The sequence below is a fragment of the Pseudomonas sp. Larv2_ips genome (genome assembly GCF_963879675.1).
Taxonomy (GTDB): Bacteria; Pseudomonadota; Gammaproteobacteria; order Pseudomonadales; family Pseudomonadaceae; genus Aquipseudomonas.
Window position 1 is genome coordinate 317,976 of the sequence record NZ_CAWOAW010000027.1, and the last position, 13,630, is coordinate 331,605.

Sequence of the window (13,630 nt, forward strand, 5' to 3'; positions counted from 1 at the left end):
ATTTACATCTTCAGCGTTTCATAACCGTGTTTCAGCGGTAGATATCTTCCCGCGTCCACGGCAGTTCATGGCTGCCATCAGCGTGAGGCTTCACTGCCAATATCTGGTGCAGGTTGATCCAGCCCCGCGCAAACGCATACGCGCAACCGGCCAGGTACAGCCGCCAGATCCGCAACGCTTGCTCCGGCACCATCTTGGCTGCCGCCTCCAAGTTGTCTTCCAGGCGTTCACTCCAATGGTCCAGCGTGCGCGCGTAATGCAGGCGCAGGCTTTCGACGTCGACCACTTCCAGCCCGACTTCGCTGATTTCCGCCGTCATCATCGCCAGGTGCGGCAACTCGCCGTTGGGGAACACATAACGCTCGATAAAATCGCCGGCGCCTCGGCCCACGGGGCGACCGTCGGTGTGCTTGGCGGTGATGCCGTGGTTCATCACCAGGCCGCCTTCGCGCACGGCGCCAAACAGCACCTTGCAGTACTCCGCCAGGTTGGCGTGGCCAACGTGCTCAAACATGCCCACGCTCACCACTTTGTCGAAACGACCGTCCTGCGGCAGGTCGCGGTAGTCGAGCAGTTGCAGGTCTACCTGATCTTCCAGCCCCTCGGCCTTGACCCGTTCACGGGCCAGCGCCAGCTGCTCTTTGCTCAGCGTGATCCCAAACACTTTGACGCCGAACTCTCGCGCCGCAAAACGCGCCAACCCACCCCACCCACAGCCGACGTCGAGCAAATACTCGCCTGGCTGCAGCCGCAACTTGCGGCACAGGTGGCGAAATTTGTCTTGTTGGGCCTGATCGATGGATTCGCTGCCGGTTTCGAAATAACCGCAGGAGTACGCCATGTCCTGGTCCAGCCACAGCTGGTAGAACTCGTTGGACAGGTCGTAATGGTAGGAAATGGCCGCAGCATCAGTGGCCTTGTCGTGGATCGAGCGCACCGGACGACTCCCCTCGTCGTCATCAATCAGGGCGTGACTCAGCTCGTCACATACCCGGATCACCTCGCTGATGGAGCCTTCCAGCTCCAGTCTGCCCTCGACGAAGGCTTCGCCCAATGAGTCCAGCGTTGGATGGGTCAGGCTGGAAACGACTGTGGGGTCCTTCACCACGATCGTCACACTGGGCTCGGGGCCCAAGTTAAATTCGTGGCCGTCCCAGAGTCGAAGACGCAGCGGTAGCTTGAGATTCTGTAAGGCCGGTGGAAGTTGCGCGAGCATGAGTAGTCCCCCCTTGTTTCAGACGTCTGGAGTGAGGGTAGACCATCCGAAGACAAAGTAGGAGGCTATCGAATTGATAGCACTAAACTATGAGGCTCGATGCTCGAGCAAACCGTCCTGGATCCACTGTTTCAGCCACGTCACCGCTTGCAGTGGCGCACCCTCTCCATAAGTGACTGCCAACCCTGTGCACAGTTCTGAAAAATTCCAGCCGGTGGTCACCATTCCCACCAGCGCGCGGGCTTCAGCCGGCTCAAGGCTGCGGTAATGGCACACATTCTGGTGACGCCACACCAGGCACATCTGCGCCCCTTCCAGCGCCTGGCTGTCAGGGAAATCCGACTCATCCTTGCTGGCGCGCCAAATCGCCACGCTATTGAAATGGCACAGCACCTGTTGCACCGTAGGCGCCAGGCTTACCTGCAAACCCGGCCAGTTTTCAGGGGGCAGCTGCGCCATGTCATTCAGGCCCAGCGGCTCACCCAGCGGCGCATCGAATGCCAAGGTAAACGCCCACTCCAACCGCGCCAACTCGGCCAGCGGCGCACTGTGCTCCTCTACCAGATGCTCGACGAGAAACGCCGGGAACCGCTCGCCCAGCCAACGCAGGCTGTAATGGGCCGACGGATTGCGGCGCACATAGGCGTCTGTCAGCACTGCAAACTCATCGTCCCCCAGCCAATACCGGATGGCGCCGAAGTCATGCCGCAGCACCTCCTGAAGCCGAGACACATAGGCGTTGTGGTAAATCGCCAGGCCCGTGTCCACATCCAGAGTCGGCCCACCCAGCAAGGTCGCGGCAAACCCACTGTTGGCCACCGAGCTTTCGGATAACAGATGCTGCTCAAACGCCAACTGCCAGTCGATCAGGCGCATAACGCCCTCCTGGCCAGCGCGCTGGCGCCCAGTTCACGGGCCTTGCTCAACTCGGCGAGCAACTCTTCGAACGGCGGGAAATGGTCATCGCGCTCCAGCAATGTCGACACCGGCCCCAACAGCTCCAGCGTCTGTTGATACAGCGCCCACACCGGATCGCACACCGGGTGATCATGGGTATCGACCACGTAGTCGCCGTAATCCATATGCCCGGCCAAGTGCAGTTGGCGGATGCTTTCAGGCGGCAGGCTGCGGATAAACGTCCAGGCGTCGAAGCCGTGGTTACGCGAGCTGACATACACATTGTTCACGTCCAACAACAGCTGGCAGCCGGTAAGGTGGGCCAGGGCCTTGAGGAATTCCCACTCGGTGAACTCGTCGGCCTTGGAACGCACATAGCTGGAAACGTTTTCCAGCACCAGCGGACGCTGCAATGCGTCTTGCACTTGGCGCACGCGACCGGCCACGTGGTAAAGGCTTTCTTCGGTGTAGGGCAACGGCAGCAGGTCATGCAACTGATGCGCGTTGCCGCGACTCCAGCACAGGTGATCGGAAACCCACGCCGGCTGAATGCGCTCGGCGAGCTGTTTGATGTGTTTCAGGTAATCGGTATCGAGGGCATGCGGCCCGCCGATGGACAGGGACACACCGTGCATCACCAGGGGATAACGCTCGGCTATCGCATCCAGGTAGTACAAGGCTTTACCGCCCTGGACCAGATAATTCTCGGAGATCACTTCAAACCAATCCACGGCCGGCGATTGTTCAAGGATCTGCTGGTAATACTCACTGCGTAAACCCAGGCCGTAACCCAGACTTGGAAGGGACGCGGACATGATTCGCTCCAAGGCAAAGTGTCCGCAGCGGTGGGGGGCGTCCGCTGCGGGTGCACTCGGTGCCGGTTACTCGCCGACGGTGCCGCCAGCCTTCATGCAGGCATCAGCGGAGGGCTTGGCAAGGAAACCCTGGCCTTTGCAAGAACCCTGACCTTTGCAAGCATGGTCCTTGGTTTTGCAGTCGTTCTGGCCTTTGCAGGCGTTGATACCGTAGCAGTGCACAGCCGTGTCAGCGGCTTGAGCCTGAGTCACAACACCAGCAAACAGGGTAGCGGCGGCCATCGCAAGGGCGGCACCAGCAGCAGCGGATTTGAAGTTCATTTTTAGAGTCCTCATGATCGGTAGGGGCGCCGGTCTGAACGGAGTGTTCAGTCTCGACATACCACTAGAGTGAGGACCCTTATCGGCGTTACAGCTGTATGCAGATATTTCTGAAATTATTCTTCAAGCTTCAAAAGTGGCTCCTGAAACCGCAGCAAACGCCCGGCGTTGCCCAGTACCAGCAAGGTGCTGAGGTTATGCAAAACCGCCGCAATCATGGCGCCGGCCGCGCCCAGCCAGCCAAACGCGGCAAACACCACGATAGCCAGCGTCCAGCCCAACCCGATGATCACGTTAACCTGCAACGTGTGGCGGCACTGGCGACTCAAGCGCACGCACGTGCCCAGGCGCCGCAGGTCGCTGCCGATCAACACCACATCCGCCGACGCCAGCGCGATGTCCGCACCGCCCGCGCCCATTGCCACACCCACCACGCCCGCCTTGAGCGCCAGCGAGTCATTGATGCCATCACCGACGACCATTGGCCGGAAGCCACTGCCGATTTCCCCAAGCACGCGGTTGAGCTTGTCTTCCGGCAGTGCCTGGGCTTCGACGTCGCTGATACCGACATCCAGCGCCAGGCTGTCGGCCACGCTTTGACGGTCACCCGTCAGCAGCAGCTGGCGGCCCAGGCCCAAGTCGCGTAGCTCCTGCAGGGCCTGGCGCGCTTCCGGCTTGACGCTGTCGGCGAGCAACAGCCAGGCGAGGAACTGGCCGTTCAGCGCCAACCCGGCGATCGGGCCATCGTGGTTCGGCACCTGAGTGGTCACAATGCCCAGCTGATCGAACAACTCCGGGCGCCCCAAGGCTGCTTCGCCCTGCTCGGTCTGCGCCACCACGCCCAGGCCCTGGCGTTCGCGAATATCCGTCAGCCCCAGCATTTGTTCCTGCGTTGCCAGCCCTGCCAACGCACGGCTGACCGGGTGGCTGCTGGCCGAACCCAGGCTGGCGGCAAGATTCAACAACACCTGCCGATCCGGCGCCGTGGTGTCGATGGACTGCAAACGCAGAGTGCCAAACGTCAGCGTGCCGGTCTTATCCACCACCAGCGAGGTCAGGTCCGCCAACTCCTCAAGAAATGCCGAGCTGCGAATCAAAATCCCGTGCCGCGCCGCCACTGCAATCCCGGCAATCGCCGTGGCCGGTGCCGACAGCACCAAGGCGCACGGGCACGCCGCTACCAGCACGGCCAACATTGCCTGGGCGTCATTGGTCACAAACCAGGTCACCGCCGCCAGCAGCAACACCAGCACCATATAGCTGCCGGCGTAACGCTCCAGCAGTCGCGTGATCGGCGGCTTGGAGCGTTCGGCGTTCTGCATCAGCGCAATGACTTTGCCCAGGGTCGATTCGTTACCGGTGCGCGTCACTTCCAGGCGCAGCAAGCCGTCGAGGTTGATCGCGCCACCAAACACCTGCACGCCCACGCTGGCTTCCAGCGGCACCGACTCACCGGTGATCGGCGCCGTGTCCAGGCTCGCCTGGCCCGACAGCACCACACCGTCGGCCGGCACGCGATCACCGGCACGCACTTCGACGATATCGCCGGTGTTCAGCGTGCCGTTATCCACTTCCACAATGCTGCCGTCGGCCTGCACCAACCGCGCATGGCTGCGGGTCAGTTTGCCCAGGGCATGAATCGCTTCCTGGGAGCCAATCACACTGCGCTCTTCCAGCACGTGGCCGAAAATCATGATGATCGGCAGCAATGCAGCCGTCAGCAAGTCGCCCGTGGCCCACGCGCCCATCATCGCCAGGGCGATCAATTGGTCGGTGATGCCATGCAAGCTCGGGTAACGCAGGCTGTACCAGGCCGAACGCATCACCGGCACGGCCACCAGCAAAGAGGCGACGCCGAGCAACAGTTGGCTGACACCGTTCTGGTCCGGCGCCAGCCAGCGCCACACCAACCCCAATACCAGCAAGCCCAGGGCTAACATGGCCAGGGTCAATTGCCGGGCAGCACTGCGCTGCTCGGCGGACGTCAACATAGGCGCGCTCATTGTTCGGCTCCCTGGATGATCAAGCGGGAGTCGTCTTTGGGATCGACCGTGGTCACAGAACCGGCCTGGCCGAGAATCTTCGGCAAGCGTTCGCGGTACAGACGCAGCATGAGGCCCGGGTCTTTGACCTGGGCCAGGCTGGCGACGGTGGCCGTTTGCGCTTGGGCATTGGCCAGGCGTTCGCTGGCTTGGGCGTGGGCCACTTGTACGACACGGTCGGCCTCCTGATTGGCGGCTTGGGTGAGTTTTTCCGCGTCGGTGCGCGCATTGGCCACGGCTTTATCGGCTTGTTGGCTGGCCGTCAGCACTGCGTTGAAGGCATTCACCGCCGGGCCCGGCAGGCTTGATTGCACGTCGACACGCGTCACTTCGATGCCCAACCCCAAACCGGTGGAGGCCAAGTCCGCCAAGCGTTTATTGATGCCTTGCACCAGATCGCCGCGCAGCCGCTCACGGCGCTCGGCGGCGCCGTTATCGCTGCCGATCAATTCCGGGCGCGCTACCAGAATGGTGTCCAGGTCGCGCGCCGCCGCCAGCGCCACGGCGCTGCGCGTCACCAGGCGATCCAGTGCCGGCAGCACATGCTCGCCCTGCAGCACAAACGCGTAGGGTTCGGTGACCTTGTAAAACACCCGCACATCCAGCTGCACCACACCGGCGTCGCCGGTCAGCAAGTAACCGGAGCCTGCCAGCGCGTCGCTCAACGGCGCGGCAAACGTGGCCACACGGTCCGCCTGGGTCGCCGCGTCGGAGCGCAGCAGGTTTTCCACCCGACGCTCAATCACACGGTCGGCTGCTGGCAACAGCACTACTTGCTCAAACGGCTGCGGCCACGCCAATAACAGACCGGCATTTTGAATACGGTCCAGCGCGCCAAAGTGCAACACCACGGCGCGGTTCTGCGGGTCGATCTGGCGCACATTGGAAAACGCCCAGGCCAAGGCCGCCAACACCGTCACCGCGTACAGCGCCAGGAAGGTCAGGCGCCCGGCCTGGATCCATGGGCTGTCCGGGTTGTCACGCTCACTCATGGCTGAACATCCTTCGGCCCGTCCACCAGTGCGCGGAACGGCGCGGCGTCAGTGCGCAGGATGATTTTGGTGCCCGGCGTCACAACGGTGCCCAAGGTGTCCAGCGAGCGCAGCAGGTTGTACAGCTGCGGATTACCGGCGTAGGCACGGCCATAGATCTGCGCCGCCTCGACCCGCGACTGCGCCTCGATATCGGCGGCTTTCACCGTGGCATCGGCCTGCACGATGCGCGCATCGCGTTCGGCGGCGGAGCGAATCTGCGCCGCTTCACGTTTGCCCACGGCGGTGCGTTCGGTGGCGATGGTCTCGCGCTCGGCGCGCATGCGGTCAACGGTGGCGGTGAGGGTGACCGACGGCAAGGTCAGACGCTCGACACCGACTTGCGCCACGCGCACGCCGTAAGTGGTGAGCAATTGTTGATCAATCTGCTGGCGCAACTGTGCCTCAAAATCGGCGATGCGCACTTGGCTGGCTTCGGTGTTGACCAGGCTGGACAGGTCAAAGCTGGCCGCAGTGGTCTCCAGCGCCGAGCCGACGAAGGTGCGAATCTGCCGCGCCGCTTCATCCGGCTGGTTCTGCACCGCGCGCATAAAGCGCTGCACATTGTCGGCATCGCCCTGCACCTGCCACGCCACATAGGCCTGCACGATAATCCGCAAGCCATCGCGGGTGCCCACGTCCTGCAAACCGCTGGAAGTGGTGCGCAAGCGCAGGTCTACCGGGATCGCCGCTTCGAACGGCGCCGGCCAGCGCCAGCCCAGGCCAGGCTCCAGCAGCACCCGCGACGGGTTACCGAACCGCGTAATCACCGTGGCTTCGCCGGAACGCACCTGCACCAGGCTGGCGGCCGCCACCGCAAACAGCACCAGCAACACCGCCCAGGCCATGCGCCGCCAAGGAAACGGGCCAGCGGCTTGCTCATCACCGTGATGGTGATGGTGGTGGCCGTGATGATGATGACCATGATCGTGAGAATGAGCGCTCAACAGACAGACTCCTTATTGAACGGCTTTACGCGGCGCCATAGGGTCGGCCGGCAAAGTAAAAGAACGCAGATCAATCGTCGGTGCGCCATCGGCGCCCAGGCGGTGATCCAGAATAAGCAGCTTGGCGTGGGCCAAGCCTTGGCTGAGTTGGCCCAGGTACTGTTCCAGCACGAATGCCTGGCCGGCGGTGGCATAAGCCTTTTGTTCGGCGCTGAACCGCAGGTCGGCCGCTTGCGCGCCAGCATTCACTTCGCGCGCGGTGGCCAAGGCCTGATCTCGCGCGGTGCTGGCTTGCAGCAAGGCCTGGTTGGTCTGTTCGCTGGCGGCGCCGCGTTCGCGGGAGATCAGCGCCTGGGCGCCGATCTGCGCAGCCTGCACGGCGTGGTAGGCGTTGGCAGCGCCGGCAGGCGGGTGAATCGCTTCGACCACCGTGGCCAGAATCTCCACGCCGCTGTTGAGCTTCTGCAAGTCTGCCTGCACCGAGCGGCCGATTTCGTCGGCCAGTTGGGTGCGTTGCTCACCGAGCAATTCGTCGAGCGTGCGCGAGGCAAAGTCGTGCACCAGAATGCGGCTGGCGGTGCTGCGAATCAGCGTCGGCACATCGGCGCTGTTATAGGTGGCGGCCAGCGCCGCCTGATCGGTCAGGCCAATGCGGTAGACGAACCGCACGTCCATATTGACGATCTGGAAGCTCTGTTTGTCGCCGCTGCTGCTGGCGATCACTTGGGATTTGTCATTCACATGGCTGGCGTCCCACAAGCGGTTGGCGATCGACGGCGCCGGGCCTTCGGCGGCGGCCAGCTCCGGTGTGGCAGCCTCGCTGACGCTGGTAGCGAGTTCATGCACCACGCCATTTTCGACAGTGATGACGCGGCCCAACGGCCACGGCAATCCGGCATGCAGGCCAGGGCCGAACACCGCCATCGGTTTGCCGAAGCGCTCATAAATCCCACGGCCTTGCAGGGGCACTTCGTGCACGCCGGTCAGCGCCCAGCCTACGGCCAATACCACCAGCAGCACCGGCAGGAATGCCCGGCGCATGTAGGTAAACGCCCAGATCTGGCGCAAATCGATACCGAAGCGGTTGTGCAACTCGTGCTGCAGTGCCTGCAAGGGTTGTGGCGGCCAACGCAGCAAACCGGCAATAAAGCTTTGCGCCATCAACCGTGGTTCAAGGCGCGGCTGACGTGGGCTGAACAGCGACAGTACGGCCCTGAGCAAAAACTCCACGGCGACCAGCCCCGGCAACAGGCCGATCAACACGGCCAGGCGCAAGGGCCATACAGATTGCGCGCCGGCAAACAGCAGGCAGATCGCGCTGACCACCAGGCACGCAATCGCCACCCGGCTTAACTGCGCCAGCTGTGAGGCTTCCGGCCATTGCGCAGCCGTTTCCTGCGCCAGACGACGCTCGAACACCAGCAAACCAAAGGCCAACGCCAGCCCCAGCGCGGCGCCAATGCTTGCCGATTGCCCCACGGCTGCAGCGGGCAGTGCCAGGTTCCAGAATTCGACAATGCTCAGCAATGCCAGCAACGACCAGCCACTCAACCACAGCACCGGCGCGCCCATCTGCGCCAGCAGGCTGCTGCCCAAACGTCCGACAAACCGCGCGTAACCGCCCCTGTCTTCAAGCTGCGGCTCGATCAATTCCACCGTTGGCGCTTCCAGCGCCTGCGCCCGCCAATCGGCGACCCACCACGCCGATTGCAGCCCGGCCACCAACACCAACAAGGCCGACGCGCAGTTGATCAGCACCACCGGCCAGATCGACAGCGGCGCAAACAGGGCGACAAACAATGCCAGCACCCAAGCGCAAACGGCCAGGGCCGTCAGGCTGATGCCGGCCTGGCGCAATCGACGGGCATGAAACAGCCCCTGCTGAAAACGCGGCAAGCCTTCAACCAAAGCGCCGTCAGCTTCTAGATCCACTTGCATCCACTCACGCCCGTTTGTACACAATTCGTTACGATATAACACGCAGCGTGAAATTTTTGTTCGAAAACAACACAAAACCCCTGTGGGAGCGGGCTTGCTCGCGAATGCGGTGGTTCAGCCAGCTCATTTGTCACTGACCCACCGCATTCACGAGCAAGCTCGCTCCCACATTTACTCTCCAGCGCCTGCAAGAGCGTGACTAACCCCCCATAAACACGAGCCATCACTGGTGCAGCCGCCGATTAATCGGCACACTCCAAAACAGTTTTTCGCGGGTAAACGGACAAGGAAGCGTCACCTCCCATGATTTCGATCTATCAGCTCAAGCCGCGTTTTCAAACCTTACTGCGCCCACTCGTGCAGCGCCTCTACGACAACGGCACCACGGCCAACCAGATCACCGTGCTGGCCGGCGCGGTGTCCTTGCTGGTCGGCCTGCTCATTGCAGGCTTTGCCCAACACCTCTGGCTGTTTGCCCTGATCCCGTTGTGGATGATCCTGCGCATGGCTCTCAATGCCATCGACGGCATGCTCGCTCGGGAATTCGGCCAGCAGTCACGCCTGGGCGCGTACCTCAATGAACTGTGCGACGTGATCGCCGACAGCGCGCTGATCCTGCCCTTTGCGCTGATCCCCGGCGTGAGCCTGGCGCCAGTGCTGCTGGTCACGTTGCTGGCGGTGTTCAGCGAATATGCCGGTGTGCTCGGGCCCATGGTCGGTGCGTCGCGGCGCTACGACGGCCCAATGGGCAAGAGTGATCGCGCGTTTGTACTGGGTGTGCTGGCCACCGGCGTGGCGCTCGGTTGGCTGGGCGCGGGTTGGGTCAACGCGGTGATGTGGCTGGTGGCGGCGCTGCTCGCCTACACCTTGGTCAACCGCGTGCGCCAGGGTCTCAAAGAAACGACGTCCCCTTCTGCATAAGGAATTTGCGATGCGCGAACAGCAAGAGCACAGCTTCAGCACCCACGATGGCGTCGAGCTTTTCTACCGGCACTGGCCGGCCACCGCGCCGCTTGGCGATGAGCCGCGCAAGGCGATCCTGCTGTTCCATCGCGGCCACGAGCATTCGGGGCGCATTGCCCACCTGGTCGATGAACTGGACCTGCCGCACTTCGACTTCTTTGCCTGGGACGCCCGTGGCCACGGCCAGTCGCCCGGCGCGCGCGGCGACAGCCCAAGCTTCGCCACCAGTGCCCGCGACGTGCAAACCTTTCGTGACCACATCGGTACCACTTACGGCATCGAAGAAGACAATTGCGCGGTGATCGCTCAAAGCGTGGGCGCGGTGATCGCAGCCACCTGGGTGCACGATTACGCGCCGAAAATCCGCGCACTGGTGCTCGCCTCCCCGGCGTTCAAGGTCAAGCTCTACGTGCCGTTCGCGCGGCCAGGCCTGGCGCTGATGCGCACATTTCGCGGCAACTTTTTCGTTAACAGCTACGTCAAGGCCAAGTTCCTCAGCCATGACCCGGAGCGTGTCGCGTCCTACGACAGCGACCCGCTGATCACCAAGGCGATATCGGTGAATGTGCTGCTCGGCCTGTACGAAGCTGCCGACCGCGTGGTGGCCGATGCCCAGGCGATCCAGGTGCCGACTCAGCTGCTGATCTCCGGCTCCGACTTTGTGGTGCACCGCAAACCCCAGCAGCAATTTTTCGACCGCCTGGGCAGCCTGAAAAAAGAACTGCACATCCTGCCCGGCTTCTTCCACGACACCCTCGGTGAACGCGACCGTGCCGTCGCCGTGAGCAGCGCCAGGCGCTTTATCCTGCAAAACTTTGCGCACCCGCTGGACCGCGCCTCGTTGCTCGACGCCGACAAGCTGGGCGCGACCTGCGCCGAGTCCGAATCCCTGGCCGCGCCGCTGCCGCGCAACTCTTTGCGCGACCTGTACTGGCGCATGACCCGCGCCAGCATGGGCCTGGGCAAGAACCTCTCGGACGGGGTGAAACTGGGCTTTGATACCGGCTTCGATTCCGGCAGCACACTGGATTACGTGTACCGCAACAAGCCCACCGGCAAAGGCGGGCTGGGGCGGATGATCGACACCAACTACCTCAACTCCATCGGCTGGCGTGGCATCCGCCAGCGCAAGCTGAATGTCGAAGAGCTGTTGCGCCTGGCCATGGCCAAGTTGCGCAGCGATGATCGCCAAGTGCGCATTGTCGACATCGCCGCGGGCCACGGCCGCTACATTCTCGAAGCCTTGCAGGGCGTATCGCCGCTGCCGGAGTCGATCCTGCTGCGCGACTACAGCGACATCAACGTGCGCGACGGTGGCGCGCTGATTCGCGAAAAAGGCCTGGGGGATATCGCGCAGTTCGTCAAAGGCGATGCGTTTGATCGCGCGGACCTGGCGGCGCTCGACCCCAAGCCGACCTTGGCGGTGGTGTCCGGGCTGTATGAATTGTTTGCCGATAACGCCATGGTCGGCGGTTCGCTGGCCGGCCTTGCTGAAGCCGTGGAGCCCGGCGGTTATCTGGTGTACACCGGCCAGCCATGGCACCCGCAGCTGGAACTGATCGCCCGCGCGCTGACCAGCCATCGCCAGGGCCAGGCCTGGGTGATGCGCCGTCGCAGCCAGGCGGAAATGGACCAACTCGTCGAGGCCGCAGGCTTTCGCAAGATCACTCAGCGTGTGGACGAATGGGGCATTTTCACTGTGTCTCTGGCACAGAAGATCTGAGCATGCGCGAACCCGGTTTATTAAAACCTGCGGTCCTGTGGTTGCTGCTGTTGGCGCCGCTGTTTTTCAGCACCTACGGCTTCGCCACCTGGGTCACCAGCCAGCGCAGCGATGTCGGCACGCTGGTGTTCGGCTGGGAAACCCATATGCCGTTCTGGGCCTGGACCATCGTGCCCTACTGGTCCATCGACCTGCTCTACGGCTTTTCGCTGCTGCTGCCCACTAGCCGCCATGAACTGAAACAACACGCGTTGCGCCTGCTCACCGCCCAGGTGATTGCCGTGAGCTGCTTCCTGATCTGGCCACTGCGGTTCACCTTTGAACGGCCGGCGCTGGATGGCGTATTTGGCTGGCTGTTTGCCGTGCTGGCAGGCTTCGACAAGCCGTTCAATCAGGCACCGTCGCTGCACATCGCGCTGCTGGTGATTCTGTGGATCATGTACCAGCGCCACAGCCAGGGCTTTTGGCGCTGGGTGGTGCACGGGTGGTTCGCGTTGATCGGTATTTCGGTGCTGACCACTTATCAACATCACTTTATCGACTTACCCACAGGCGCCCTCGCCGGCTGGTTATGCGTGTGGCTATGGCCGCTGGAGCACCCGAGCCCGCTGTTGAATGCGCGGCTTACGCGGGATCGAAAACGCTGGCGGCTAGGGGCGCGCTATGGCCTGGGCGCCCTGGCATTGGTGGTTCTTGCGTTAACGCTCGGTGGCTGGTGGCTGTGGCTGCTATGGCCGGCGGTTTCCCTGGGGTTGATCAAGGCCAATTACTTCGTACTCGGCGCACCGGGCTTTCAAAAACGACTCGACGGCACCCTGACGCCCGCCGCGCGCTGGCTATATGCGCCCTACCTGGCAGCCGCGTGGCTCAACTCACGCCTGTGGACACGCAAGCATCCACAGCCTGACCTGATTGTGGATAACGTCTGGCTCGGTCGAATACCCGCCACACGCGAGCAAGGTTCATTCAAGGCAATCGTCGATCTATGCGCCGAACTGCCGATTAGTCCACAGGGCCGCGCTTATGCATGCGTCCCCGTGCTGGACCTGATTGCGCCGACACCCGCCGAATGCCTGCAAGCCGCTCAAGCCATTGAGCGCCTGCGCGCAAGCGGGCCATTACTGGTGTGTTGCGCCCTCGGTTACTCACGCAGCGCCACCGCCGTTGCAGCCTGGCTGCTGCACAGTGGACGCGCCACAACCGTAAACGAGGCACTGGCTATTATTCGTACAGCGCGGGCCCAAGTGGTCCTGCACCCCGCTCACCGCGAAGCTTTGGAGGGTTTAGCCCATGCCCGCTGATATGGAACTCCAGGTGGTCGCCAGCCTGCTGCGTCGTGGTCGCTCGCTGGATCAGTTATCCACAGGCCTGACGCTGCTTGGCGTGCTTTTCGGACTGGCCCAACTGCTGATGGCGAGTGTCGCGCCAATCTGCCTGCTGCTCAGCCTGTGGATGATTGTCCTCGGGCTGCTGCAAAAGTACTGGGCACTGCGCGTAGCCTTCGATGCCGACCTGTTCGCCCTGCTCGCTCGCGACACCGAGCGCACCCCCGACCTCGACCAGGCCCTGCAAACCCTTGGCCTGCAATCGGCCAAGCGGGTCGGCCGGCCCTGGACCGAACGTCGTCGCGGCGCCCTCAAACTGCTGCGCAAGCAGGCCTGGCTGCTGGGCGCACAAATGCTGCTGACCCTGGCCGTGATCCTCGCCAGCCCGTGGCTACCTTTCGCCGGATAAGGA

Annotated in this window: 12 protein-coding genes; 4 read left to right on the forward strand and 8 right to left on the reverse strand. The window is 62.8% G+C overall.

Features of this window, described 5'->3' with window-relative positions; all coding sequences use genetic code 11:
- Nucleotides 1–31: 31 nt before the first annotated feature.
- The 8 genes from cfaB to hflK (AACV02_RS18425) all read right to left on the reverse strand — a co-directional run bounded on the left by cfaB (nucleotide 32) and on the right by hflK (AACV02_RS18425) (nucleotide 9,207).
- The gene (gene cfaB / locus AACV02_RS18390; protein ID WP_106575943.1) at nucleotides 32–1,216 is read right to left on the reverse strand and encodes a C17 cyclopropane fatty acid synthase CfaB; all 1,185 of its coding nucleotides are present in this window, start codon (nucleotides 1,214–1,216) and stop codon (nucleotides 32–34) included.
- Nucleotides 1,217–1,303: 87 nt separating this feature from the next.
- Nucleotides 1,304–2,092: an HvfC/BufC N-terminal domain-containing protein gene (locus tag AACV02_RS18395; protein WP_119741195.1), complete on the reverse strand. Its 789-nt coding sequence runs from the start codon at nucleotides 2,090–2,092 to the stop codon at nucleotides 1,304–1,306.
- On the reverse strand, nucleotides 2,083–2,928 hold the full coding sequence (bufB, locus tag AACV02_RS18400; protein ID WP_106575945.1) for an MNIO family bufferin maturase: 846 nt from the start codon (nucleotides 2,926–2,928) through the stop codon (nucleotides 2,083–2,085). Before bufB ends, AACV02_RS18395 begins: the two co-directional genes overlap by 10 nt.
- A 66-nt stretch (nucleotides 2,929–2,994) precedes the next feature.
- Nucleotides 2,995–3,249: a BufA2 family periplasmic bufferin-type metallophore gene (gene bufA2, locus AACV02_RS18405; protein WP_106575946.1), complete on the reverse strand. Its 255-nt coding sequence runs from the start codon at nucleotides 3,247–3,249 to the stop codon at nucleotides 2,995–2,997.
- Between the two features lie 116 nt (nucleotides 3,250–3,365).
- Nucleotides 3,366–5,252 (reverse strand): cation-translocating P-type ATPase, encoded by a 1,887-nt coding sequence (locus AACV02_RS18410; RefSeq protein ID WP_119741198.1) that lies wholly within the window; start codon nucleotides 5,250–5,252, stop codon nucleotides 3,366–3,368.
- A complete protein-coding gene (gene hflK, locus AACV02_RS18415) occupies nucleotides 5,249–6,283 on the reverse strand; it encodes a protease modulator HflK (protein WP_119741200.1) in 1,035 nt (344 codons plus the stop codon). The genes AACV02_RS18410 and hflK (AACV02_RS18415) overlap by 4 nt, the downstream gene beginning before the upstream one ends.
- Nucleotides 6,280–7,269 carry a protease modulator HflC gene (hflC, locus tag AACV02_RS18420; RefSeq protein ID WP_119741203.1) on the reverse strand — a complete coding sequence of 330 codons (990 nt, stop codon included), beginning with the start codon at nucleotides 7,267–7,269 and terminating at the stop codon, nucleotides 6,280–6,282. The genes hflK (AACV02_RS18415) and hflC overlap by 4 nt, the downstream gene beginning before the upstream one ends.
- A 12-nt stretch (nucleotides 7,270–7,281) precedes the next feature.
- The gene (gene hflK, locus AACV02_RS18425) at nucleotides 7,282–9,207 is read right to left on the reverse strand and encodes a protease modulator HflK (protein WP_119741205.1); all 1,926 of its coding nucleotides are present in this window, start codon (nucleotides 9,205–9,207) and stop codon (nucleotides 7,282–7,284) included.
- 303 nt (nucleotides 9,208–9,510) lie between these two features.
- Here hflK (AACV02_RS18425) and AACV02_RS18430 point away from each other — a divergent pair, with 303 nt between their 5' ends.
- From AACV02_RS18430 to AACV02_RS18445, 4 genes are read left to right on the forward strand one after another with little or no spacing between them, the layout of a single operon-like run.
- Nucleotides 9,511–10,128: a CDP-alcohol phosphatidyltransferase family protein gene (locus AACV02_RS18430; RefSeq protein WP_119741209.1), complete on the forward strand. Its 618-nt coding sequence runs from the start codon at nucleotides 9,511–9,513 to the stop codon at nucleotides 10,126–10,128.
- A gap of 10 nt (nucleotides 10,129–10,138) precedes the next feature.
- Nucleotides 10,139–11,893, forward strand: a complete 1,755-nt coding sequence (locus tag AACV02_RS18435; RefSeq protein ID WP_119741213.1) for a bifunctional alpha/beta hydrolase/class I SAM-dependent methyltransferase — start codon at nucleotides 10,139–10,141, stop codon at nucleotides 11,891–11,893.
- A 2-nt stretch (nucleotides 11,894–11,895) separates the two neighbouring features.
- Complete coding sequence (locus AACV02_RS18440; RefSeq protein WP_119741215.1) at nucleotides 11,896–13,194, forward strand: phosphatase PAP2/dual specificity phosphatase family protein; 1,299 nt, start codon at nucleotides 11,896–11,898, stop codon at nucleotides 13,192–13,194.
- Complete coding sequence (locus AACV02_RS18445) at nucleotides 13,184–13,627, forward strand: hypothetical protein (RefSeq protein ID WP_119741217.1); 444 nt, start codon at nucleotides 13,184–13,186, stop codon at nucleotides 13,625–13,627. Before AACV02_RS18440 ends, AACV02_RS18445 begins: the two co-directional genes overlap by 11 nt.
- The last annotated feature ends 3 nt before the right edge of the window (nucleotides 13,628–13,630 follow it).